Origin of the sequence: Pseudomonas asplenii, assembly GCF_900105475.1 — a bacterium.
GTDB classification, from domain to species: Bacteria; Pseudomonadota; Gammaproteobacteria; order Pseudomonadales; family Pseudomonadaceae; genus Aquipseudomonas; species Aquipseudomonas asplenii.
The window spans coordinates 5,302,331-5,325,858 of sequence record NZ_LT629777.1 but is presented as its reverse complement, the minus strand read 5'-3'; the positions used below and the strand labels follow the sequence as shown (position 1 = coordinate 5,325,858).

Here is a 23,528-nt window from a genome sequence, read left to right as displayed (position 1 = left end):
GGGAGCGGGCTTGCCCGCGAAGCTTTTGGCGAGTTCAAGGGCCTGTTCGCGGGCAAGCCCGCTCCCACAGAGGTCCGCTCAAGAGGCTGCCTTACAGTCAGGGTGCGTGGGTTGGCTCAGCGGATGAAGTGCACCTTGCCGTTGTCGTCGTTGCCGACATACAAGCCGTAGACCCCGTTCTGGCGCTCCTCGATGTAGCGTTCGAGAATCTGCCGGATCGCCGGATAGTAGATGCTGTCCCAGGGAATCTCCTCGGGCGCGAAGAAACGGTAATCCAGGGTCTCCGGGCCGTACTGGTCGGTGATTTCCAGGGCAATGGCGCGGAAGATGATGTACACCTCGCTGATCTTCGGCACGCTGAAAATCGAGTACGGCGAGATGATTTCTGCCCGCACGCCACTTTCTTCCCAGACCTCGCGCAGCGCCGCCTGCTCGGTGGTTTCGCCGCTCTCCATGAAGCCCGCTGGCAGCGTCCAGGTGCCGGGACGGGGCGCAATAGCCCGTTGGCACAACAGGTAGCGCCCATCGCGCTCGATGATGCAGCCGGCGATGATCTTCGGGTTGACGTAGTGGATGTAGCCGCAGCCCCGGCACATCAGTCGCTCATGGGTATCGCCTGGGGGGACCTGGTGAGCGAGGTCACCGGCACCGCATTGCGGACAAAAGCGTGGGGCTGGCATGTCAGCGACCTATACGAGGGTCTTTTACGGCGATAGGCGCAACGATCTCCGGTACCGGGCCGGACTCGTCCTGTTTGCGTTGCAGGTATTCCATCGCCACCTTGGCGGCGGCGCGGACATGGTCCACCGACGCCTGATGCGCGACCAGCGGGTCGCCGCCCTTGATTGCCTCGACGATCCGCTCCATTTCCTGGTTGCTGGCGCCACGACGGTTTTCCTGGGACACCGAGGTGGCGCGCAGGTAGCTGATGCGCGCCTGCAACTGGCGCAGTTGGGTGGCGGCCACATGGTTGCCCGAACCTTCGAGCAAGACATCGTAGAAACCCTGTACCGAATCGAGCACCTGTTGCAGTTCACCGTCCTTGAGGGCCTTGCGGTTCTCCTCCAGGGCCTTTTCCAGGGCCTTGATGTCCTTGGCCTTGGCTCGCAGGGTGAACAGCTGGACGATCAGGCCTTCCAGTGCGCAACGCAGCTCGTAGAGGTCGCGGGCATCGGCCAGGGTGATGATGGCGACGCTCGGGCCCTTGGCATCGGCAAACGCCACCAGTCCCTCGGACTCCAGGTGGCGCAGGGCTTCGCGCACGGACGTGCGGCTGACCCCCAGGCGGTCACACAGATCGCGCTCGACCAGACGGTCCCCCGGCAGCAGCTGGAAGTTCATGATGGCACTTCGCAGCTTGTCCAGCACGATTTCGCGCAGGGTGACGGGGTTGCGATTGACCTTGAAGTTGTCGTCGAGTGGCAGGCGTTTCATGGGGGCGGCTCTGAGTCGGGCTGTCCGGATCACGGGAACAGGGGCATTGCGCCTGTTACGCCATACCGTACAGCCATCGGTTAACTGGAGGAGTCTGCTTCGGCGTCGGCCTCGGCAAAGGCTTCGCGGGCCAGCCGGAAACTGTCCACGGCTGCAGGAACGCCGCAGTAAATACCGACTTGAAGCAGGATTTCGCGTATTTGTTCACGACTGAGACCATTACGCAAGGCACCACGGACATGCAGTTTGAGTTCGTGGGGGCGGTTGAGGGCCGAAATCATCGCCAAGTTTATCATGCTGCGCTCCTTGAGCGATAAGCCATCGCGGCCCCAGACATGACCCCAGCAGTACTCGGTGACCAGCTCCTGCAGGGGGCGGTTGAAGTCGTCGGCATTCTGGATGGACTTCTGCACGTAGGCCTCGCCCAGCACCTGGGTGCGGATCTGCAGGCCCTGCTGGTACTTCTCGTTGCTCATGTCGCGTCCTCGAAAAAGGGCCGTGCGCGAGAGGAGGTGCACGGCCTGAACAGTCGTTACGCCAGGGTCGGCAGTGCGCCGAGTTTGCCCTTATGGTAGATCATCGGTGTCACGGGCTCTTTCGGCAGCACCAGGTTCTTCACCGCGCCGACGATGATCGCGTGGTCGCCACCGTCGTACTCGCGCCACAGCTCGCACTCGATGATCGCCGTGGCCTTGGCCAGCAGCGGATTGCCCAGCTCGCTCAGGTGCCAGTCGATGCCCTTGGCCTTGTCCTTGCCCTTGCCAGCGAAAGCGTAGGCTTCGGCAGTCTGCTCGGCGGACAGCAGGTGTATGGCGAACCGTTTGCTGTCGCGCAGGATCGGGTAGGTGTCCGAGGCATAGTTGGGGCAGAACAGCACCAGGGCCGGGTCGATCGACAACGCGCTGAAGGCGCTGGCGGTGATGCCGACGATACCGCCCTCGGCATCGAGGGTGGTGACCACCGTGACGCCGGAAGGGAAGGAGCCCATGACTTCTTTGTAGATACCGGGTTCGATCATTTTATCTGTCTCCTAGCGCATCACGAAGGGGTCGGGCATCGGGGCCTGCGAGAGGTTGATCCAGACCGTTTTCAACTCGGTGTAGGCCAGTACCGAATCGATACCGCTTTCACGGCCGTAGCCGCTGTTCTTGAAACCACCGATCGGCGCCATCGCCGACACCGCGCGGTAGGTGTTGACCCAGATGATCCCCGAGCGCACGTCCCGAGCCAGGCGGTGGGCGCGGCCCAGGTCGCGGGTCCAGATGCCGGCGGCGAGGCCGAACTGCGAGTCGTTGGCGATGGCCAGCGCTTCGGCTTCGTCCTTGAAACGGATCACCGAGGCGACCGGACCGAAGACTTCTTCCTGCATGATCTTCATCGAGTTGCTGTCGCACTCGAACAGGGTCGGTTCGTAGAACCAGCCGTTGCTGATGTTCGCGCGTTTGCCGCCGGTGCGCAGGCGCGCGCCTTCGGCCAGGGCGTCGGCGACCAGGCCTTCGACCACTGCCAGTTGCTGAGCGGTGGCCATCGGGCCCATCTCGCTGGTTTCATCCTGCGGGTTGCCGATGCGGATGCGTTGGGCACGGGCGACCAGGCGTTCGACGAATTCGTCGTAGATCTCGTCCTGGACCAGCAGGCGCGAACCGGAGACACAGCTCTGCCCGGAGGCGGCATAGATGCCGGCGACCGCGCCGTTGATCGCACTGTCGAGGTCGGCGTCGGCGAAGATGATGTTCGGTGACTTGCCACCCAGTTCCAGCGACAGTTTGGCGAAGTTCTCGGCACTGCTGCGCACCACGTGGCGCGCGGTGGCAGCGCCGCCGGTGAAGGCGATCTTGCGCACCAGCGGGTGACGGGTGAGGGCGGCGCCGGTGCTCGGACCATAGCCGGTGACGACGTTGACCACGCCGGGCGGAATCCCGGCTTCGAGGGCCAGGCGAGCCAGTTCGAGAATGGTCGCCGAAGCATGTTCGGACGGTTTGATCACGATGGTGTTGCCGGCTGCCAGGGCTGGGGCCAGCTTGATCGCGGTCAGGTACAACGGGCTGTTCCACGGAATGATCGCGGCGACCACGCCAATCGGCTCGTGCACGGTGTAGGCGAACAGGTCCGGCTTGTCCAACGGCAGGGTGCCGCCTTCGAGCTTGTCGGCCAGGCCGGCAGTATAGTGGAAAAATTCCGGCAGGTAGCTGACCTGGCCGCGGGTTTCGCGGATCAGCTTGCCGTTGTCACGGCTTTCCAGTTGCGCCAGTTGTTCCTTGTTTTCGGCGATCAGATCGCCCAGGCGGCGCAGCAGCTTGCCCCGTGCGGTGGCGGTCAGGCCACGCCAGGCCGGGTTGTCGAACGCTGTCTGGGCGGCCTGGACCGCGCGCTCGACATCGGCTTCGTCGGCATCGGGCAATTGTGCCCAGGCCTCGGCCAGGGCCGGGTTGAGGCTGTCGAAGGTCTTGCCGGACAGCGCATCGACCCATTCGCCGCCGATGCACATCTGAAAGCGTGCGAGTGTCATGCAACGATCCCCTTTATGGTTTGCTGGACGTAGGCGGCTGCAAGGAAGTCCAGGAGTACCTGGTTGACCAGGCGTGGCGATTCCACCGGCATCATATGCCGTTGCTCGGCGAGCACGGCAACCTGCGCGCCGGGAATCCGCTCGGCCAGTTGCCGGGCCATCAGCGGCGTCGAGCCCGGGTCCAGCTCGCCGGTGGCGATCAGCGTCGGCACCTGAAGGGTATTCAGGTCGTCGGCGCGGTACATGTCTTGAGTGGCGAACAGCTTGTAGGTGGTCAGGTAGCCCTGCGGGTCATTGCTGGCCAGTACCTGGCGGATCGCGGCGATCTGCGCCGGGTTGGCGGCCTGGTATTCGCGGCTGAACCAGCGCGACAGGGCCGCCTCGGCATTGGCATCCGGGCCGTGTTCGGCGGCCTGGCTGGTGCGGGCGATGACTCCTTCGCGCTGTTCGGCGCTGCGATTGAACACACTGTTGAGCACCACCAGGCTTTGCAGCCGTTGTGGGTAGTGCAGGGCGAAGGCTCTGGCGACCAGGCCGCCCATGGAGAAGCCGATGACACTGGCCGTGGGCAATTGCAGATGGTCGAGCAGTTCGCACAACTGATCGGCATACCCGAGCAGCCCACAGTCGGGGTCCGGACGGGGACTGGCACCGTGGCCGAGCATGTCGTAGGCAATAACCCGGTAGTGCGGCGCGAGGCCAACGATCTGGCCGCCCCACATTTCTTTGTTCAGCCCGACCCCGTGGATCAGGACCACGGGTTGGCCTTCGCCGGTCGCCAGGTAACTGGTGCCGGCCGGGGTGCGTTCAGCGGTGTGCCGAATCATGGGGCGCTCCTGCCTTTCTTATTTGATTACTGGGCTTTCTCGGCGGCCAGTTCTTCCAGATCGATATAGCGGTTGCCGATGCGTGGGTGCAGGCGGCCGCCGTCGGCGCAACCCAGCACCACGACGATTTCGTCGGCACGTGGCGCGTCTTCGATCTGCATTTCCAGGGTGATGTAGTGCGAACGCAGGCCTTCGTCGTCCTTGTGCATCATCGGGATCTGGATCGAGGTGCCTGGGCCGCCGCGCTTGTTGGTGAAACTCAGGTAGCTCTTGGCCTTGACCGCTTCGCGGTAGTGGTTGCCGAAGCGCAGGGTGTGGATCACCGCCGAGGCGTGTTCGATCTCGCCGTCGGCGCCGACCACAGCAGCCTTGCCGTAGGCTTCGATCTTCTCTGCACCGCCAATGGCCTTGACCAGGCGTTCGACCATCAGCGCACCGAGGTCGGAGCAGTTGGCACGGATTTCAGGTTTCAGGTCGTCGACGAAACCACGGCCCAACCATGGATTCTTGATCACTACCGCGAGGCCGATCATGGTCACCGGCTTGTCGGTGGCCTTGCCACCCTCGATGAAGGTTTCCTCGATGTAGCTGACGATCTTGCGGATTTCGAAACTCATAAGGGGCTCCACGGTTGTGTGTCGGTCTGTTGGTATGATGGTATACCATAATATTGGCTGTGCAAGCCCCTTGGATGAGTTTGTATTGCACAAGGATGACCGGAGGTCGGAATGTGGCATTGCGCGCAGGCTGGGCGCTTGTCGGGAGGGGGCAGACGGCTTGTTGGCGGCAAGCCGTGCCTTGTCGCGGGGGCGTTTTGCAGAGGGTCAGCGACAGCTGGCTACCGTCACCTTGCAGGTGCCGGGTGTACCGCCAGACTCGGCAGCATAACGCCGGCAGTTATCCAGGGACTTCACGCTGGCGGTCTTCACGTTTGGCCCCCAGGCCAGCCCGCCGACCCCCGTGGTGGGTAAGGCCTTGGCATAACAGGGGTAGCCGTTGACCGGCGTCTGGTGCCCGGAGCAGCCGGCGATGATCGAAAAGCCGCTGGCCAGCAGGAGCAGGCAGGGCAGAGGCAGGAGGTTTCGTCGGCGGGGTTCGGTCATGGCAGGGTCGTTATCGAGAAAAGAGTTGGCCGCTATTGTCCGTTCTTGTCGATGAAGTGCAAGGTCCGTCTGCCAGGCAATCGCTGGTCTGGCACGTGCGCTGCGGGACAGAAACGGATGATCCACCGAGTGGATTAATGGCATCATGGTGGACTGTCGAGGCGCACGAGTCTGTGCGCGTACCTTTCGAGCCTGGAGAGTTGATCAATGGCTGTGCAGCAAACCCTCACCGTGATCCCGCCGAATGCGTCCCTGGACGGCAAGGTGACGCCACCCGGTTCGAAGTCGATCACCAACCGGGCCCTGTTGCTCGCCGCCCTGGCCAAGGGCACCAGCCGCCTGTCCGGCGCGCTGAAAAGCGATGATACCCGGCACATGTCCAACGCCCTGCGGCAGATGGGCGTGACCATCAGCGAACCCGATGACACCACCTTCGTGGTCACTGGCAGCGGCCAGTTGCAGGTGCCTGAACAACCGTTGTTCCTCGGTAATGCCGGCACTGCGGTACGCTTTCTGACGGCGGCGGTGAGCACCGTCAACGGCACCGTAGTGCTCGATGGCGACCACTACATGCAAAAGCGCCCGATTGGCCCGTTGCTCGATGCGCTGCGTCGTGCCGGTCTGGATGTCGAGAGCGCCACCGGCTGCCCGCCGGTGACCGTGCGTGGCCAGGGTCGCGTGCAGGCGCGGCGCTTCGAGATCGACGGCGGCCTGTCGAGCCAGTATGTCTCGGCGCTGTTGATGCTGGCGGCCTGTGGTGAAGAACCGGTGGAAGTGGCGCTGACCGGCAAGGACATCGGTGCCCGTGGCTATGTCGACCTGACGCTGGCGTGCATGCGCGCCTTCGGGGCCCAGGTCGAGGCAGTCGATGAGACCACCTGGCGGGTCGCGGCCACCGGTTACAGGGCCTGCGACTACCAGGTCGAGCCGGACGCTTCGGCGGCCACTTACCTGTGGGCTGCCGAGGTGTTGACCGCAGGACGTATCGACCTGGGCGTGGCCGGTGAGGATTTCACCCAGCCGGATGCCAAGGCGCTGGACGTGATCCAGCAGTTCCCCCACATGCCGGCGGTGATCAATGGTTCGCAGATGCAGGACGCGATCCCGACCCTGGCGGTATTGGCAGCGTTCAACCGCACGCCGGTGCGTTTCGTCGAACTGGCGAACCTGCGGGTCAAGGAATGCGATCGGGTCCAGGCACTGCATGACGGCCTGAACGAAATCCGCGCCGGGCTGGCCGCAGTCGAGGGTGACGATCTGCTGGTCGCGTCGGATCCGGCATTGGCTGGTACGAGCTGCAACGCGCTGATCGATACCCACTCCGACCATCGCATCGCCATGTGTTTTGCCCTGGCGGGGCTGAAGGTTTCCGGTATCCGCATCCAGGATCCGGATTGCGTGGCCAAGACCTATCCGGATTACTGGAAGGCCCTGGCTTCGCTGGGTGTGCAGTACGCTTCGTAACGCCGTCGGCTGATCAGGCCTGGACCAGCGCCAGGCCCTGCTCGTTGCTGTCGACCGTGACCCGGCGGTAGTTCGCCAGCGTCGGGTGCGGTGTCTCCAGCGGATGGCTGTGGGTGTCGGTGATCACTATCACCGGGATGCCAGCCGCTTGCGCTGCACCAATCCCCGCCGGTGCATCTTCGAAAATCAGACATTGTGACGGATCGACCCCCAGTCGCCGGGCGGCCAGCAGATAACCGTCCGGTGCCGGTTTGCCGCGGCTGACGTCTTCGGCGGTGATCACCAGCTCCGGCAGGGCAATGCCGGCGGCGGCCATGCGGCTTTGCGCCAGGGCCCGTGGCGCCGAGGTCACCACGGCCCAACGGTTGGCGGGCAGGGCGGCAAGAAACTCCAGTGCGCCGTCGATGGCGACCACCCCTTCGACATCCTCGATCTCGGCCTGGGAAATGGCCGCTGCCTCGCGCTCCGCGTCGATGCCAGGCAGGTTCTGCCGGCGAATGGTGTCGATGCAGCGCACGCCATGGATGGTCTGCAGAAAGGCCGCTACATCCAGGCCATGCCGGCGCGCCCAATGGCTCCAGACACGCTCGGCGGCGGCGATGGAGTTGAGCAGCGTGCCGTCCATATCGAACAGAAACGCCGCGAAGCGCTGACCTTCAAACATGCCGTATTCCCTCCGGGTAAAAGCCCATGCTAGCACGGCCAGCTGTGGTCGCCGCCGGCTTGCTGCGGGCGGCACTCCGGCGACCGTACCGGTATGAGCATCTGTCTGAGCACTGCCGGCCGTCGAAGCTGCCTGTTCGACACGCCTTTGCCCGGAACCTGTCAAGGAGTGGCGGCTCAGAGCTTTCACCCTTGATGGCTGGCGGTATAGGGCTCATGATCGGTGTCCTTATGCCTTTGTGCACCCGTTCCCCATCAGGTGAAAACCCATGAACCATGCCATTCGTGTCGTTGCCATTCTTCAAGCCAAGCCGGGCAAGGAGGCCGAGCTGGAGGCCGTCTTGAAGGCCGCCGTGGTGCCCTCGCGCGCCGAAGCCGGTTGCCGGGAATACACCCTGCATGTCGACCGGGAAAATACCGGGCGTTTCGTCTTCGTCGAACGCTGGATCGACATGGCGGCGATCGAGCATCATCGTGAAACCCAACACTATCGGGAGATGGGGGCTGCGGCCGTCGACCTGGTGCAGGACAAGCAGGTCCTGCTGCTGGATGAAGTGCCCGGACAGTAATTAATGGCGCAGGCGACGCGACGCCTCCATGGGTGAAGCTTCCGGCGCCGGTCAGGACGCGCAGGGATAGTCCTCCTTGTCACTCGACAGGACCCGCGCAAGGTCAGGCGCGGCCCGCGACTCCTCCAGGCCCGGGGTATGTTCGCCGGCCCGCTCCAGCACCGGGTAGGCCAATGCGGCAATGTGGTGATGGACCCTGCGGTAGTCGCGCAGCACCCGCTGGAAGATGTCGCCGGATTCCGCCCAGGCGCTCTTGTCGACGCTGAGCTTGTGGAAGTGCTCACGGCTGGCGTTGGCTTCCAACCGACGGATCGAGTCCTTGCGCATGACCAGCCGATGAGCGCTGGAGAGGTCTTCGCGCAGGAACACGGTGACCGCCAGGCTCAGGCTTTCCAGCTGTTCGTCGTGCAGTCGGTGGATATGGCCCAACTCGAACGCCGAGAAGGTTTCACCGCGCCGTTGCCGGCGTACGGCCAGTTGCGTGAGGCTGCTGGATAGAATGTCGCCGGCGTGTTCCAGGTTGATCACGAACATGAGGATCTCCTGGGCCCGATCGGCATCCTCGTCGCACAGACCATCGTGGCCGATATCCGCAAGATAGGCGCGGATGGCCGCACTGAGCAGGTCCAGCGACTGGTCCAATTGGCTGATCTGTTCGGGTGTCACCTGGGTGGGCGTCTCGAACCGCTTGAGCACCTGGCTGAACATCAGCGACAGCATGTCGGCCAGGCGCAGGGCTTCGCGGACGGCGTTGGACAGGCCGATATTGGCCACTGCCAGCCCGGCCTCGTCGAGGTACTGCGGCATGCCGGGATCGGCGGCCGGCTCGGGCGCCGGCAACAGCCGGGTCAGCAGGGCGGCCATGTGCTCCACCAGCCCTAGAAAACCCAGGCCCAGCAACAGGTTGAAGGCGCTGTGCAGGTACACCACCTGACGGTCCGGGGCGATACCCGAGGTCGCCAATGCGTTGCCCAGCCAGGAAGCGAACGGCAGCACCAGCAGCGCACCGAACAGCCGCACGGCAAGGTTGCCCAGCGGCAGGCGGCGGGCTACCGCCGTGCTGGCGCTCATCAGCGGCGGCAGCGTACCGCCGATGTTCGCCCCCAGCACCAGGGCCAGGACCGTCACCGGCGACATCACGCCGGTGCTGGCCAGCGAGGCGATCAGCATGATCACCGCGACGCTGGAGTGGCAGATCCAGGTCAGCAGCGCGGCCACCAGCAGCGATATCAGGATATCGCCCTGCAAGCCTTGCATCACCGCATGAAAGACCGCCGTGTTTTCCATCTGGGCGAGTACGCCGCCCAGCAGGCTCAGGGCCAGCAACATAAGTCCCAGGCCGATCAGGGCGCAGCCGATGCTTTCGTAGCGTGAATCGTCGCGCAGGCGGAACACCACAAAACCGACCAGCAGGACGATGGGGATGGCCAGTGAGGTATTGAAACTGAGCAGTTGCACGACCAGCGTCGAGCCGATGTTGGCGCCGAGCATCACCGCCAGCGCAGGGGCCAGGCTCAGGGTGCCGGCAGCGGTGAAGGACGTCGCCATCAGGCTGACCGCCGTGCTGCTCTGCAGGATGGCGGTCAGGCCGATGCCCGAGAACAGCGCTTTCCAGTGCTTGTCCAGGTTGCGTCCAAGGCCGTTGCGCAGTTGGGTGCCGAAGCCCCGCAGCAGGGCGGTGGAGACCATATGGGTGCCCCACAGCAGCAGGGCGATGGTGCCGGCGAGTTTGATCAACAGAGTGGTTCCAGACATGAGGGTTCTCCCAGTGCTGGTGTGTTGCTTTCAGGCTGGTAGGGGCCGATGTGCTGGCGATAGCGGTGCGTCAGTCAGAGGGCCTGTTGACGGACGGCTTGCAATCGCCAGCACGCCGGCCGCTACAGAAGCGGTGGCGTGCTCAGTAACTTGTCAGAACCACTGCTTGAAGCGGCGGATGTAGAACGTCTTCATGCCTTGGGCCAGTACGCAGTAGGCGAGCAGGGTGCCCACCAGCCATGGGAAGTAGCTCATGGGCAACGGCACCAGACCGACCAGGGTGCCCAACTGCGAGAACGGCAGGTAGACACCGATCGCCACCGCCAGCCCGGTCATGATGATGATCGGCAGCGCGGCAGTGCTCTGGAAGAACGGCACTTTCTGGGTGCGCAGCATGTGCACCACCAGCGTTTGCGACAGCAGCCCCTCGACGAACCAGCCGGACTGGAACAGCGCCTGCATTTCCACGCTGTTGGCGGCGAACACGTACCACATCAGCGCAAAGGTGGTGATGTCGAAGATCGACGAGGTCGGCCCGATCCACAGCATGAAGCGACCGATGTTCTTCGCATCCCACTTGCGTGGTTTGCTCAGGAACTCCTTGTCCATCTTGTCCCACGGCAGGGCCAGTTGGGAGATGTCGTAGATCAGGTTCTGCAACAGCAGATGGATCGACAGCATCGGCAGGAACGGAATGAACGCACTGGCCACCAGCACCGAGAACACGTTGCCGAAGTTGGAGCTGGCGGTCATGTTCAGGTACTTCATGATGTTGCCGAAGGTTTCGCGGCCCTTGAGCACGCCTTCCTCGAGCACCATCAGGCTCTTTTCCAGGAGGATGATGTCGGCCGATTCCTTGGCGATGTCGGTGCCGCTGTCCACCGAGATGCCGACATCCGCATCGCGCAGCGCCGGGGCGTCATTGATGCCGTCGCCGAGAAAGCCCACGGTGTGCCCGTTCGATTGCAACGCTTTGAGCACCCGAGACTTCTGCAGTGGGGTCAGTTTGGCGAACACCGTGCGTTCCTCGACCCGCAGTTTGAGGGTGGCCTCGTCCATGTGCTCGATGTCCTGGCCGAGCAGCGGCAGGCCGGGCTCCAGGCCGACCTCACGACAGATCTTGCAGGTCACCACCGCGTTGTCGCCGGTCAACACCTTCACCGTCACGCCGATCTCGCGCAGTGCGGCAAGCGCCGGGCCGGCGGTCTCCTTCGGTGGGTCGAGGAAGGTCAGGAACCCACGGATCACCAGCTCACGCTCATCGGCGGTCTGGTACTGCGCCTTGGCCTCGCCCCGGGTGATATCCCGGGTAGCGACCAGCAGCACGCGGAAACCGTCCCGGTTGTAGTCATTGGCCAGGGCCAGCAGTTCCTGGCGGCGTTGCTCGTCGAGAGCCACCACGGCATCGCCTTCCATCACCTGGCTGGAGATGGCGAGCATTTCCTCGACCGCGCCCTTGCACACCAGCAGGTGATCGCCCTGAGCGTCCTTGACGATGATCGACAGGCGCCGCCGAACGAAGTCGAACGGCAATTCATCGACCTTGCTGTAGGCGAACGGCTTCTGGAATTTCGGATCCTGCTCGGAGAAGCGCAACACCGCCTGGTCCATCAGGTTCTTCATGCCGCTCTGGTGGTGGCTGTTCAGCCAGGCCAGGCCCAGCACTGCATCGTTGCGCTGGCCGGCGCTGTCGACATGGTGCTCGAGGATGATCCGGTCCTGGGTCAGGGTGCCGGTCTTGTCGGTGCACAGCACGTCCATCGAGCCGAAGTTCTGAATGGCGTTGAGGCGTTTGACCACGACCTTGCGCCGGGCCATGGCGACTGCGCCCTTGGCCAGGTTGGCGCTGACGATCATCGGCAGCATTTCCGGGGTCAGGCCGACGGCCACGGCCAATGCGAAGAGCAGGGCATCGCCCCAATCACCCTTGGAAAAGCCGTTGAGCAGGAACACCACCGGCACCATCACCAGCATGAAGCGGATCAGCAGCCAACTGACGCTGTTCACCCCACGGTCGAAGGCGGTCTGCACCCGCGAGCCGACGATGGCCTTGGCCAGCGAGCCGAAGTAGGTGCGCGGACCGGTGGCGACCACCACGGCCTTGGCGGTACCGCTGACCACGTTGGTGCCCATGAAGCAGATGTTCTGCAGGTCCAGCAGGTTGTTCGGATCGGTCGTGGCGCTTGCCGCCGATTTTTGCGCGACATCGCCCAAGGTGTCGTACTTTTCCACCGGCAGCGCTTCGCCAGTCAGCACGGCCTGGCTGATGAACAGGTCGCGGGACTCGATCAGGCGGATATCGGCCGGGATCATGTCGCCGGCCGACAGCTGCACGATGTCGCCGGCCACCAGTTCACGCATCGGTATTTCGCGCAGCGTCGGTTGGCTGCCCAGCTGTTCGCGGCGCAGCACGGTGGCGGTGGTGCGGACCATGGCCTTGAGCGTTTCGGCGGACTTGGCCGAGCGGTATTCCTGCCAGAAGCGCAGGCTGCTGCTGAGGGCGACCATGGTCATGATAATGATGACCTTGGTCAGGTCGCCTTCTTCGCCTGCGCGTTCGGCCAGCCAGAAGTCGGTGAAGAAGCTGATGCCGGCGAGGATCAGCAGCACATAGATGAACGGGTTGTTCAGCGCCTGGAAAAATTGGACCAGTGCGCGTGGTGGTTTGTCGTGGGCGACCTCGTTGAAGCCTTCGCGTTGCAGGCGGCCTTCGGCGTCCAGGTCGGTGAGCCCGTCGCGGCTGGCCTTGACGTTTGCCAGGGTGCTGGTCAGGTCCTGTTGCGATTCGCGGGCGGCACGCATCGACAGCCGGGCGTTGTCCTTGCTGTGGTGTGTGCTTTGGTGTGTGTTGTGGCGTGGTGGAGTTTTTACGTTGCTCATGGGATGCCCCTGTCACGTGTTCGCGACCAGGCATGTCTGGGCTCACCGAATGAGGGGCGAGCGAATACCTGCCGAGTCGCGAGGTTGCGATCGATTCGAATATGGGTGTTGGGGAATATTTAACGTTCGCTGCCCGTCCACGGAAAAATGACAGGCAGCGAACCGACTACTGGCTTCGTCCATAATAACTTTCTCTATATGTATTAATTAACGGGCAAACAAATCCCGTGCACTTGAAGTTTCTGACAGTGCAGGTTTTAAAGTTGTCTTTGTTTGCGCCGGATAATCAGGCGGCGTGAGCCTCGGCCTGCTGCGCCAACGGTTCACGGGCGTGTTGTGGCCGCGCCGCGAGCCAGCTACTCGGTGGTTCCTGGAGGTCAGCAAGGTCCCAGCGTTGTTGCAGCCGGCCGGTGCTCGGGCAGATACGCCAGCTGATGGTCGCCCGCGGCAACGCCTGGGTGCTGGCGGAGGGCACGGCGAACAGCACGCTGGGCCGCGCCGCGCGGGTGGGTTCGCGGGACAGCTTGACGCGCATGCTGGAAGCGAAGGCGCGAACGCCTGGCATTACAGAGGATTTGAAAGTCATAACACACCTCGCGACCGGACTGGCGCCGGCAGAGGCGAGTTACGTTGGAGCACTAGGCCCTGGCGCAGCTCACCCGACTGTGCGTCGAGTCCCGTCATTTTCTGGGTTGATTGCCCGATAAGCCGCGTTTGCGGTAATCGGACTGCGTCTGGGTACTGTGTCCATGGGGCTCTTGAGTGAGTTGAAAAAAGGCCTGTGTTGCAGGCACGGGGAATTTACTCAGCGAGGTGTATCAAGTCAATTAAAAATAGTTTGTTTTATTCTATTAAGCTGAATATTTGCTGAAGTTGCAGTGGATGGGATTTTTTTCTGGTTACTTATGAGGGCAGGGCCTGTCTGTCACGACCGGCCCTGCTTTCATTTCACTCCCAATCGGCCTTGCCGATCGCCAATCCATGCAGTCCGTTGTAGCTGGCGCGTTGTGGCTGTTTCCAACCTTCGAGCACGCTGTCTTCGAGCTGGTAGATCTCGACCCCCAGCGGCCGGCATACGGACAGCGGATCTTGCGCATCCGGCCCCCACATCGGTAGCGACAGGTCACCCCCCGGGCAGGTCGACAGCGCGCAAAGCACGTCGATTTCGGCAAAGAACTCCAGGTAGTCGCCTTTCTGCGCCGGGCAGGCCTTCATGAAGTACAGGTCGTCGTGGTTCAGGCCCGTGCACTGGAAAATGTTCAACACATCGTGCACATCGAATTCAGTCAGGCCGTGGGGCAGCACCGCGCGGGTCAGGTTGGAGTGGCAGTGATGGTGAAAGTCCTCGCCGGTGAGCATCTTGTTGACGTAGGGGTCGCAACGAGTGCCGAGCAGGTCGTGCAGACGCCCGCCGTGTTCGTCGATGCCATAGTCGGCCAGGCTGTCATCGGTGATGGTCACCAGCGGCCGCAGGAACGGCAGGTTCGACCAGAGCCGGTCGTAGGTGCTTACGTGGGCACCCTGCAATTGCCGGGTGCGGGCTGCCCACAGGCGTTCGCGCGGATCGTGGGCGTTCCAGATATTGAAGTCGCCGACCTGCGGACCGACCGGTGCGGTGACACGGAACACATGGCCGGCCGGAACCTTCCAGGCGCGGCCGGTGCGGATCGGCACCTCGAAGGATTCGATCAGGGTACGGGCGTCCTGGCGTTCACGGACGCGGTCGTAGAACGGCTTGTCGACCTGCAGCGCCGAGCCTTTGCTGACCTGGTAGGCGGCGGGATAATCCTTGTACATGGGGAGCGCTCCACTGATTATTGTTCAACACACTAGGCTCAATTCAATCAATAGTCGTGCCAGGCCCAGGCCGATAGACGTGCAATCGGCACTCTTGGCACAATCGGGTTTTGAACGGTATTCACTCAAGGGGCATCATGGACCGCTACGTACAATTGCGCCGCTCGACATTTTTGTTCTGCGCACTGCTGTTGGCGGCTGGTAAGCCCGCAGTAGCCGCTTCTTTCGATTGTCAGAAAGCTTCCTCGGCGGTGGAGAAGGCCATTTGTGCCAGCCCTGAATTGAGCGGACTGGACAGTGCCCTCGGTGCCTACTATAGCCAAGCGCTGACCAAGCTGGCGCCTGAGCCGCGTGATGAACTGCGCAAGGAACAGCGGACCTGGCTGCAGTCGCGCAATGCCTGCGCGGCCGACCCGGCCAAGCTGGCCGGTTGCCTGCAACCCTTATTGAGTCAGCGGGTGGTGGAGGTCGGCAAGCGGGTCCAACCCGATACCGCAGCGCTGGATGCGCTCATCGCCAGTATTCCCTATCACCCGGCCGAGGCCGCCGAAGGGCTCAGGGGGTATCCGAAGAGTGGCTTGGCGGCTGCCTGGCTGGTTTATCTGCATCGTTTCGAGCCGGCCAGCGGTGTGACACAAAAGGAAGCGCAAGAGTATCGGCAGCAGGCCATAAAGGCGTTGGCGGATGACAGCTTCTCGCTGTCGATCTTCAATGACATGGAGAAGGACGCATCGGTCAGTCGTGACCGGGTCGACCTGACGCTGCTGCGCATGCTGATCGAGCGATCGGAATATCAGCCCTATGTGGCTGAGCGTGCCTATGTGCACTGCTTCATCTTTTCGCGCCAGGGTGACGATGCCTACGCCACCTTCGGCCCGCTGTATGGTTCCACCCGCGACACGGGGTCGCCGATCTGCGAGCCCCAGGGCAATCTGTTCGAGCAAGAGGCGTGGAAGCAACTGGATCGCAGCTTCAATCAGGTGGTGGAGGCCGCCAGCGGGAACAGTGGCACCATTCGTTTTGCCAGTTATGCCGGTTGGCAGTTGATGGCATTGCGGGCGACCGTTTCTCCGCGCGACTTTCTCAAGATTGCGCAGGAGCAGAGCGAAGATCCCGAGCAGGTCATCCGTGACTGGACGGACGACACGTCCTGGCCCAAGCAGGAACGGCAACAGGCCTTGGCGGCTGTCGAACCCGCGCGGCAGGCTACCAGCGCCTGGCTGCAGCGCGAGCGCGGCCTGTCGGCCAACGAGGCCCAGCAGGCGGCTCGGGAGATCGTTCGCCAGTGGCTGAGCGATCGTCTGGACTTCATCGGCGAAAACCGCGAGGACTGACCCTCCGCAGCTCTGTTCTCAAACCGCCTCGAACCTCCCTGGGGCAGATTCGAGGTGGTTTGTCGCCTCAGGGTATTTGCAGGCTCGGCAGCGCTGCCTTGCCCTGGCCACTCAACACGGGCTGCAATTGCTCCCAGGTGAAACTCAGTTCGTTGTCGCAACCGTCGCCGGTGGCCGGCGTCGAAAGCTTCATGCCCTGGGTGTCGAATGTCAGGTCGAAGTCGGAGTAATCGGTGATGACCGGGCAGCCTTCGTCGACGGTGGTCTGGTTCGCCAGCCAGGTGCTGAACGGGACGGGCAACCTGATATGGCCGGAGTCGGGGGTGTAGCGCTGGTAATGTCCGCCGAGCCAGGACCAGGGGTCGGTACTTTCTCCGGTCTGCAGATTCCAGGTATGCAGGCCCCAACTGATGCCATTGCTGCCGTACCCGGCGGTCCAGCGGTAGAACCTGACGGTGACCCACTGGGACGACCAATAAACCGGTTCGACCGTGATTTCACTGGTGGCGGTGCCGCCATTCTGGCCCAGCGCCGTGCGCCGCTCCCGGTAGAAATCCTTCTGGCCCTCGGGCGGGATCGCCAGGCGTGCCAGGTCCTGGTTGATCCTGGCGATCCTAGGGAATGTTCGCAGAGCTGTCCATCACGGCTCATGTCCTTGAGTCACGAGCCGTTGAGCATCACCTACAAGGTTTTTGTGACCCTATCGTTACGGTGGTGGGGCGGTTTCTTGACGCCCAAAAGCTGTCACTTTATGATGACGGCCATTAATTTGATATCAATTGTATCAATGGATCGTACAGGCTGGATCGGGGAGCGCGGAGCAATGCTCTCCTGATTGAACAGCAAGGAGTTCAAGGCGTAATGGGTAGTGTGTTCGGTTCGCTGCGGTTTGGCGCGGCAGTGTGTGTGGGTGTGGTATTGACGGGGTGTGCCGAGCAACCCGGAACGCTCGAACAGTGGGGCGGCTACGAGCCCCAGGCTCGGAACCTGCGTGGCAACGTCTCGCTGCACAGTGAAAAAGCGCTGTTCTCGGAGCCGGAAAGCTACATGGATCTGCTGTTGAGTAATGCGCAGACAAGCCAGCGATAACGCTTCTGGCTTTGCTCCTGGCGGTTCCGACTGGCCTGGTTGCGTTGATCGCAGTCGATCGAACACGATCCATGTTCCTCGCCATCACCCCCGCACCATTGATGCACCTCCCAGGCTCCCTATGATGGACGTGAAGCCTGTCGGCCCTTGAAGGTGACCCGACAGCCTCGCGTACTTTCATTCCTGCGAGCGCCACCATGACTCCAACAAGAACCCTTTACGACAAGCACATCGATTCCCACACGGTGTGCCGCCTCGACGATCAGGGCCATGTCCTGCTGTACATCGACCGCCAGGTCATCAACGAATACACCAGCCCGCAAGCCTTCAGCGGCCTGCGCGAAGCCGGACGCAGCGTCTGGCGCCCGGAAACGGCCCTGGCCGTGGTCGACCATGTGAATCCCACCGCACCCAAGCGTATTGCCGCCATGCCGGACGCCGGTGGTGCCCGGCAGGTCTCTTACCTGGCCGAGAATTGCGCCGATTTCGGTATCGAGCTGTTCGATGTGCTCGACAAGCGCCAGGGCATCGAACACGTGGTTGCCCCCGAGCAGGGTTTCATCCTGCCGGGCATGGTGGTGGCCGCCGGTGACAGCCACACCACCACTTATGGTGCTCTCGGGGCCTTCGGTTTCGGTATCGGCACTTCAGAGATCGAACACCTGCTGGCGTCCCAGACGTTGGTCTACAAGCGCCTGAAAACCCTGCGCGTGACCGTCGATGGCGACTTGCCGGCGGGGCTGACGTCCAAGGACGTGATCATGGCGCTGATCGGCGAGATCGGCGCCTCCGGTGCGACCGGCTATGCCATCGAATTCTGCGGTTCGACCATCGATGCTCTGAGTGTCGAGGCACGCATGACCATCTGCAACATGGCGGTGGAGGCCGGTGCGCGGGGCGCCTTCATGGCCCCGGATGAAAAGGTCTTCGCCTACCTCAAGGACAAGCCGCGGGCACCCAGGGGCGAGCAGTGGGACCAGGCCGTAGCCCGTTGGCGCGAACTCAGGAGCGATGAGGGGGCACGGTTCGACCGGGAAGTACATCTCGATGCCACCACCCTGGAACCGATGGTCACCTGGGGCACCAGCCCGGACCAGGCGGCGCCCATCGGTGCGCGGGTGCCGGACCCGGACAGCCTCGACGATCCGATCCTGCGCCAGGACATGCGCCGGGCCCTGAGCTACATGGGCCTGGAAGCCGGTATGCCCTTGAATGAGATCGTCATCAGCCACGCCTTCATCGGCTCCTGCACCAATGCCCGGATCGAGGACCTGCGTGACGCTGCCCGGGTTGTTCGCGGTCAGCAGGTGGCGAAGAACGTGCGGGCGATGATTGTGCCGGGTTCCACTCAGGTCCGTGACCAGGCCGAGGCCGAAGGGTTGGCGGCGGTGTTCATCGACGCCGGTTTCGAATGGCGCCAGTCCGGCTGTTCGATGTGCCTGGCGATGAACGACGACGTGCTGGCGGCGGGCGACCGCTGTGCTTCCAGTACCAACCGCAATTTCGAGGGTCGCCAGGGCGCCGGTGCCCGTACGCACCTGATGAGCCCGGCGATGGTGGCGGCCGCGGCGATTGCCGGGCGCCTGACCGATATCCGTTCCCTGGAGCAACGTCCATGAGCCTGCAACCGTTTTCCCAGGTCACCGGCAAGGCCGCGCCGATGCTGGCTGCCAACATCGATACCGATGTGATCATGCCCAAGCAGTTTCTCAAGGGGATCGACCGCAGTGGCCTGGACCGCGGGTTGTTCTTCGACCTGCGCTTTCTGCCGTCGGGCGAGCCCAATCCCGAGTTCGTGTTGAACCAGCCGGCCTGGCAGGGGGCGAGTTTCATGGTGGTCGGGCCGAACTTCGGTTGCGGTTCCAGTCGTGAGCACGCGGTGTGGGGCTTGAAGCAGGTGGGTATTCGGGCCCTGATTGGCAGCAGTTTCGCCGGGATCTTCTACGACAACTGCCAGCGTAATGGTGTGTTGCTGATTACCCTCGACGAGGCGACGGTGCAGCGGTTGGGGCAGGGGGTGAGCCAGGCGCAGGGTGCCGAGATCTCGATCGACCTGGAGGCCCAGCAGATTCGTTTGCAGGACGGCAGTGTGATCGAGTTCCAGATCGATGCCTTGCGCAAGTCGGCCTTGCTGCTCGGACTGGATGCCATTGGCAGCACCTTGCAGCGTCGTGAGCAGATCAAGGCATTTGAACGGACGCATCTGCAGGCCAACCCCTGGCTGAGCTGACAGGCAACCCCTCACCCCTGTGGGAGCCAGTGGCCCTCGCAGGGGCGAATCAGATCGACAATTGTCGGAAATGCTCCTGCAGGAACTCCACACACGCTCGCAGTTTGCCGGAGTAGGCCAGCCGCGTCGGGTATACCGCCCAGACATTCGCACTCTGGGTATGCTCGTGCAGTACCTGCACCAGCCGACCCTGCTCCAGCAGCGGCTTGACGTCCCACAGCGAGCGCAGCAGGATGCCGCGTGCATCGAGTGCCCACTGCAAGACGATCTCGCCGCTGTTGGATGACAGCGGGCCCCGCACGCGCACGCTGTCCTGGCGGCCGTCGCATTCCAGATTCCAGATGCCGAAGGCATTGTCGCGTTCCTTGAGGACCAGGCAGTCATGCTGCTCCAGGTCCTCCAGCTGTTGCGGCGTGCCGCGTCGCTCCAGGTAGGCGGGCGCAGCACAGAGCACCCGACGATTGCTGACCAGGCGCCGCCCGATGTGCTGACCGGGGATGTCGTCGCCGACGCGGATCTCCAGGTCGAAACCTTCGCTGACGATATCCACCACGCGGTCGAACAGGTCCAGGCGGATTTCCAGGGCCGGATAGCGCTCTGCCAACAGCGACAGGGCCGGCGCCACGTGATTGCGACCGAAGCCGAAGCTGCTGCACAGGTGCAGGCGGCCGCTGGGGCTGTCGTGGGCTTCGGACAGTTCGTCGCTGAGCTGCTGAAAGTCTTCGAGGATGCGCACGGCCCAGCGTTGCACCCGCTCGCCGTCCTCGGTCAGGGCGATACGTCGGCTGGTGCGGTGCAGCAGGCGGGTAGCGAGGGTGGTTTCGAGTATCTGGATACGCTTGCTGACATAGGCCGGCGACAACCCCAGTTCATCGGCGGCGGCAGCGAAGCCGGCCTTGCGGATGACGGTGAGGAACACGCGAAGGTCTTCGGGCAGGGGCACGGTGTCTTTCTTTGGGGTCATGGGCGAGGCAACGCACACTGGCGGCAGGAGCCGCCAGAATAGCACCGATGGTCGTTGTGTCTGTTACTCGGTGGCTTGGCCAGCCAGAGCCTGGCGGTCGCGAGCGAGAGCGATCGGCGCCATTTTGCTACGGTCGAGCTGGCCTTCCCAGGCCGCCACCACCAGGGTCGCGACGGCGTTACCGATGATGTTGGTCAACGAACGACATTCAGCCATGAAACGGTCCACGCCGAGGATCAGCACCATCGCCGCCACCGGTACCGTCGGCACCACCGCCAGGCTCGCAGCCAGGGCGACGAAGCCTGCGCCGACCACTGCGCCAGCGCCTTTGGACGTGAGCATGGTCACTGCCAGCAGGGTCAGTTGTTGCTCCAGTGTCAGGTCGATATTGGTCGCCTGGGCGAGGAACAGCACCGCCAGGGTCATGTAGATGTTGGTGCCGTCGAGGTTGAAGGTGTAGCCGGTCGGCACCACGATGCCTACCACGCCCTTGGAGCAGCCCAGGCTCTCCAGTTTCTGGATCAGTTGTGGCAGCGCCGACTCCGATGAGCTGGTGCCGAGCACGATCAACAGTTCCGATTTGATGTAGCTCAGCAGGCGCAGGATGCTGAATCCGGCATAGCGGGCGATGCTGCCGAGCACGCAGGTGATGAAGATCAGCGCCGTGAGGTAGAAGGTGCCCACCAGCTTCATCAATGGCAGCAGCGAGCCCAGGCCGTACTTGCCGATGGTAAAGGCCATCGCACCGAATGCGCCGATGGGCGCCACCCGGGCGATCATGCCGACGATGCGAAAGAATACGTCGCTGGCCTGATGGATCACCCCCACCAGCGGTCGGGCCTTCTCACCGGCCATCACCAGCGCCAGACCGAACAGGATCGAGACGAACAGCACCGGCAGGATCTCGCCCTGGGTGAAAGCATCGAAGAAAGTGGTGGGGATCACATGCAGCAGGAAGCCGATCACGCCCTCACCATGCTGGGCCTGGCCGACAAAGTTGGCGATGGCCGAGGTGTCGAGGGTCTTCACGTCGACGTTGAACCCCGAGCCCGGATGCAACAGGTGGGCGGCCATCAGGCCGATGGCCAAGGCGAGAGTGGAAACGATCTCGAAGTACAGCAGCGCCTTGCCGCCCACTCGCCCGACCTGCTTCACGTCGTGCATGTTGGTGATACCGGAGACCACGGTGCAGAAGATGATCGGGCCGATGATCATCTTGATCAGCTTGATGAAACCGTCGCCCAGCGGCTTGAGTTCGACGCCGGTCTGCGGCCAGTGGTTGCCGATCAGCACCCCCAGCACGATGGCGATGACCACCTGGACATACAGGGTTCCCAGCAGTTTTCTGATTGTCATTTTTATTATCTCGAGAGAGTTTCAGGCAAGCCGATCCCGTCATGGGCCGTCACGACAGCCCATGGGGGAAGGGTGTTTCACATTTCTTCAGCGCAGAAACGGCAGCACTTCGTCCAGCAGCGCCTGGGGGATTTCCTCGGCCAGGTAGTGACCTCCCGGCAGCGCCTTGCCGCTTGCCTGGGTGGCGACCTGTTGCCATTCGTGCAGCGGGTTGAAGCAGCGGCCGACTGTGCCTTCGGCTCCCCACAGGACCAGCAGCGGCAGGTTCAGCTTGCGCCCGGCGTCGAGATCGGCGCGGTCGTGCTCCAGGTCGATACCGGCGCTGGCGCGGTAATCCTCACAGACGCCACGGGCACTGCCGGGCAGGCTGAGGCAGCGGATGTATTCGCTGAAGGCCTCGTCGGTGAACGGCTTGAGCCCGGCGCTGCGGCTGCCCATCACGCTGCGCAGATACTGCTCCGGGTTGGCCTCGATCAGGCTCTCCGGCAGCGGTGCCGGGCGGATCAGGAAGAACCAGTGCCAGTAGGCGCGGGCGAAGGCTTCGTTGGTCTGGGTGTACATCGACAGGGTCGGCGCGATATCCAGCAGCACCATGCGCTGCACGGCCTCGGGATGATCGAGGGCCAGACGATGGGCAACCCGGGCGCCACGGTCGTGGGCCAGGATCGAGAACTGCTCGAAACCCAGGGCACGCATCAGCTCGACACCGTCGCGGCCCATCACACGCTTGGAGTAATTGAGGTGTTGCTCGTCGGCCGCTGGCCGGCTGCTGTCACCGTAGCCGCGCAGGTCGGCGGCGACCACGGTGAAATGCCTGGCCAGCTCGTCCGCGACCTTGTGCCAGATAACATGCGTCTGTGGGTGGCCGTGCAGCAGGAGCAGGCCTGGTCCGTTACCGCCGATGCGGTAGGTAATGTCCACACCGTTGACGTGGCGCTGGTCTTTCCGGAATCCGGCGAACATGGATGTGACTCCTCGTTATTGTTGCCGACATCCTAAGACCCTCAGCGCCATGGGCAAGACCTGAATCGTGGTGCGCTCGTTCATGAAGTGTGTTGCTGGTCGCGAGCGCGTGTTCAGTCCTTGTGTTCTTGGAACAGCTTGGCTGCCCGCGCCTCGATCTCGGCCTGGGTCAGATCCTCCTTGTGGCTGGCTAGGAACCAGACGTGGCCGAACGGATCCTTGAGGGTGCAACTGCGGTCGCCGTAGAACTGGTCCTGCACCTCACTGATCACCGTTGCTCCGGCTGCCGTGGCGGTTTCGAACTGTTTGTCGACATCCGAGACATACAGGTGAATACCCACCGAAGTTGTTCCCTGTGGACTGCCGAACGGTCCTTCACCGCAGGGGGTACCGAGCATCAGCGGCGAATCGCCGATGCGCAGTTCGGCATGGCCGATGCTGCCGTCGGGCATCGTCAGGCGCATGATCTCCGTGGCGCCGAAGGCGTGCTTGTAGAAGTCGATGGCAGCGGCGGCCTGGCTGACGCCGAGGTAGGGGGTGATGCTGTGGAAACCTTCCGGTATCGCTTTGGTACTCATCGCGGTTCTCCCT

At 63.1% G+C, this 23,528-nt stretch carries 23 protein-coding genes and 1 pseudogene; 6 read left to right on the top strand and 18 right to left on the bottom strand.

Annotation, left to right across the window (positions count from 1 at the left end; all coding sequences use genetic code 11):
* Positions 1 to 116 precede the first annotated feature (116 nt).
* The 8 genes from BLU37_RS23605 to BLU37_RS23570 all read right to left on the bottom strand — a co-directional run bounded on the left by BLU37_RS23605 (position 117) and on the right by BLU37_RS23570 (position 5,873).
* Positions 117 to 680, bottom strand: coding sequence for an NUDIX hydrolase (locus tag BLU37_RS23605; protein WP_090209478.1), 564 nt, complete (start codon positions 678 to 680; stop codon positions 117 to 119).
* Between the two features lies 1 nt (position 681).
* Positions 682 to 1,434 carry a GntR family transcriptional regulator gene (locus tag BLU37_RS23600; RefSeq protein ID WP_090209475.1) on the bottom strand — a complete coding sequence of 251 codons (753 nt, stop codon included), beginning with the start codon at positions 1,432 to 1,434 and terminating at the stop codon, positions 682 to 684.
* An 80-nt stretch (positions 1,435 to 1,514) separates the two neighbouring features.
* Positions 1,515 to 1,910, bottom strand: coding sequence for a carboxymuconolactone decarboxylase family protein (locus tag BLU37_RS23595; RefSeq protein ID WP_090209472.1), 396 nt, complete (start codon positions 1,908 to 1,910; stop codon positions 1,515 to 1,517).
* Positions 1,911 to 1,966: 56 nt separating this feature from the next.
* Entirely contained in the window at positions 1,967 to 2,452 is a 486-nt protein-coding gene (locus tag BLU37_RS23590; RefSeq protein WP_090209470.1) for a flavin reductase family protein, read from the bottom strand.
* Positions 2,453 to 2,464: 12 nt separating this feature from the next.
* Positions 2,465 to 3,943: an aldehyde dehydrogenase gene (locus tag BLU37_RS23585; RefSeq protein ID WP_090209466.1), complete on the bottom strand. Its 1,479-nt coding sequence runs from the start codon at positions 3,941 to 3,943 to the stop codon at positions 2,465 to 2,467.
* Positions 3,940 to 4,770 (bottom strand): alpha/beta fold hydrolase, encoded by an 831-nt coding sequence (locus tag BLU37_RS23580; RefSeq protein ID WP_010450969.1) that lies wholly within the window; start codon positions 4,768 to 4,770, stop codon positions 3,940 to 3,942. The genes BLU37_RS23585 and BLU37_RS23580 overlap by 4 nt, the downstream gene beginning before the upstream one ends.
* 26 nt (positions 4,771 to 4,796) lie before the next feature.
* Positions 4,797 to 5,387, bottom strand: a complete 591-nt coding sequence (locus tag BLU37_RS23575) for an amino acid synthesis family protein (RefSeq protein ID WP_010450967.1) — start codon at positions 5,385 to 5,387, stop codon at positions 4,797 to 4,799.
* A 207-nt stretch (positions 5,388 to 5,594) separates the two neighbouring features.
* Positions 5,595 to 5,873, bottom strand: a complete 279-nt coding sequence (locus tag BLU37_RS23570) for a hypothetical protein (RefSeq protein ID WP_010450965.1) — start codon at positions 5,871 to 5,873, stop codon at positions 5,595 to 5,597.
* Positions 5,874 to 6,080: 207 nt separating this feature from the next.
* Between BLU37_RS23570 and BLU37_RS23565 the strand changes: the two genes are divergently transcribed.
* Entirely contained in the window at positions 6,081 to 7,337 is a 1,257-nt protein-coding gene (locus BLU37_RS23565; protein ID WP_090209463.1) for a 3-phosphoshikimate 1-carboxyvinyltransferase, read from the top strand.
* A 13-nt stretch (positions 7,338 to 7,350) separates the two neighbouring features.
* Here BLU37_RS23565 and BLU37_RS23560 read toward each other — a convergent pair whose 3' ends face one another.
* Positions 7,351 to 8,001, bottom strand: coding sequence for an HAD-IA family hydrolase (locus BLU37_RS23560; RefSeq protein WP_090209460.1), 651 nt, complete (start codon positions 7,999 to 8,001; stop codon positions 7,351 to 7,353).
* Between the two features lie 268 nt (positions 8,002 to 8,269).
* Between BLU37_RS23560 and BLU37_RS23555 the strand changes: the two genes are divergently transcribed.
* Positions 8,270 to 8,569, top strand: a complete 300-nt coding sequence (locus tag BLU37_RS23555) for a putative quinol monooxygenase (RefSeq protein ID WP_010450958.1) — start codon at positions 8,270 to 8,272, stop codon at positions 8,567 to 8,569.
* Between the two features lie 51 nt (positions 8,570 to 8,620).
* Here the strand turns inward: BLU37_RS23555 and BLU37_RS23550 are convergent, their stop codons facing one another.
* The 4 genes from BLU37_RS23550 to BLU37_RS23535 all read right to left on the bottom strand — a co-directional run bounded on the left by BLU37_RS23550 (position 8,621) and on the right by BLU37_RS23535 (position 15,001).
* Entirely contained in the window at positions 8,621 to 10,324 is a 1,704-nt protein-coding gene (locus BLU37_RS23550; RefSeq protein ID WP_090209458.1) for a Na/Pi cotransporter family protein, read from the bottom strand.
* 153 nt (positions 10,325 to 10,477) lie between these two features.
* The gene (gene mgtA, locus BLU37_RS23545; RefSeq protein ID WP_090209455.1) at positions 10,478 to 13,204 is read right to left on the bottom strand and encodes a magnesium-translocating P-type ATPase; all 2,727 of its coding nucleotides are present in this window, start codon (positions 13,202 to 13,204) and stop codon (positions 10,478 to 10,480) included.
* Between the two features lie 286 nt (positions 13,205 to 13,490).
* Positions 13,491 to 13,790, bottom strand: a complete 300-nt coding sequence (locus tag BLU37_RS23540; RefSeq protein WP_232000379.1) for a hypothetical protein — start codon at positions 13,788 to 13,790, stop codon at positions 13,491 to 13,493.
* Between the two features lie 362 nt (positions 13,791 to 14,152).
* The gene (locus BLU37_RS23535; RefSeq protein WP_010450951.1) at positions 14,153 to 15,001 is read right to left on the bottom strand and encodes an urea carboxylase-associated family protein; all 849 of its coding nucleotides are present in this window, start codon (positions 14,999 to 15,001) and stop codon (positions 14,153 to 14,155) included.
* 137 nt (positions 15,002 to 15,138) lie between these two features.
* On the opposite strand from BLU37_RS23535, the gene BLU37_RS23530 reads away from it, so the two are divergent.
* Complete coding sequence (locus BLU37_RS23530) at positions 15,139 to 16,335, top strand: lysozyme inhibitor LprI family protein (protein WP_090209448.1); 1,197 nt, start codon at positions 15,139 to 15,141, stop codon at positions 16,333 to 16,335.
* A gap of 67 nt (positions 16,336 to 16,402) precedes the next feature.
* On the opposite strand, the pseudogene BLU37_RS23525 reads toward BLU37_RS23530, so the two are convergent.
* Positions 16,403 to 16,954: pseudogene (locus BLU37_RS23525) on the bottom strand (hypothetical protein); the annotation flags it as partial.
* A gap of 242 nt (positions 16,955 to 17,196) precedes the next feature.
* Between BLU37_RS23525 and BLU37_RS23520 the strand changes: the two are divergent.
* The 3 genes from BLU37_RS23520 (at position 17,197) to leuD (ending at position 19,654) form a co-directional block, all read left to right on the top strand.
* Positions 17,197 to 17,424 carry a hypothetical protein gene (locus BLU37_RS23520; protein WP_090209445.1) on the top strand — a complete coding sequence of 76 codons (228 nt, stop codon included), beginning with the start codon at positions 17,197 to 17,199 and terminating at the stop codon, positions 17,422 to 17,424.
* Positions 17,425 to 17,621: 197 nt separating this feature from the next.
* A complete protein-coding gene (gene leuC, locus BLU37_RS23515) occupies positions 17,622 to 19,043 on the top strand; it encodes a 3-isopropylmalate dehydratase large subunit (protein WP_090209443.1) in 1,422 nt (473 codons plus the stop codon).
* Entirely contained in the window at positions 19,040 to 19,654 is a 615-nt protein-coding gene (gene leuD, locus BLU37_RS23510) for a 3-isopropylmalate dehydratase small subunit (RefSeq protein ID WP_090209440.1), read from the top strand. The genes leuC and leuD overlap by 4 nt, the downstream gene beginning before the upstream one ends.
* Before the next feature lie 49 nt (positions 19,655 to 19,703).
* On the opposite strand, the gene BLU37_RS23505 is transcribed toward leuD, so the two are convergent.
* The 4 genes from BLU37_RS23505 to BLU37_RS23490 all read right to left on the bottom strand — a co-directional run bounded on the left by BLU37_RS23505 (position 19,704) and on the right by BLU37_RS23490 (position 23,515).
* On the bottom strand, positions 19,704 to 20,618 hold the full coding sequence (locus tag BLU37_RS23505) for a LysR substrate-binding domain-containing protein (protein WP_040651569.1): 915 nt from the start codon (positions 20,616 to 20,618) through the stop codon (positions 19,704 to 19,706).
* A gap of 63 nt (positions 20,619 to 20,681) precedes the next feature.
* On the bottom strand, positions 20,682 to 21,974 hold the full coding sequence (locus tag BLU37_RS23500; RefSeq protein ID WP_090209437.1) for a dicarboxylate/amino acid:cation symporter: 1,293 nt from the start codon (positions 21,972 to 21,974) through the stop codon (positions 20,682 to 20,684).
* A gap of 87 nt (positions 21,975 to 22,061) precedes the next feature.
* Positions 22,062 to 22,937, bottom strand: coding sequence for an alpha/beta fold hydrolase (locus BLU37_RS23495; protein WP_010450934.1), 876 nt, complete (start codon positions 22,935 to 22,937; stop codon positions 22,062 to 22,064).
* Positions 22,938 to 23,050: 113 nt separating this feature from the next.
* Positions 23,051 to 23,515, bottom strand: coding sequence for a VOC family protein (locus tag BLU37_RS23490; protein ID WP_090209435.1), 465 nt, complete (start codon positions 23,513 to 23,515; stop codon positions 23,051 to 23,053).
* Positions 23,516 to 23,528: the final 13 nt, after the last annotated feature.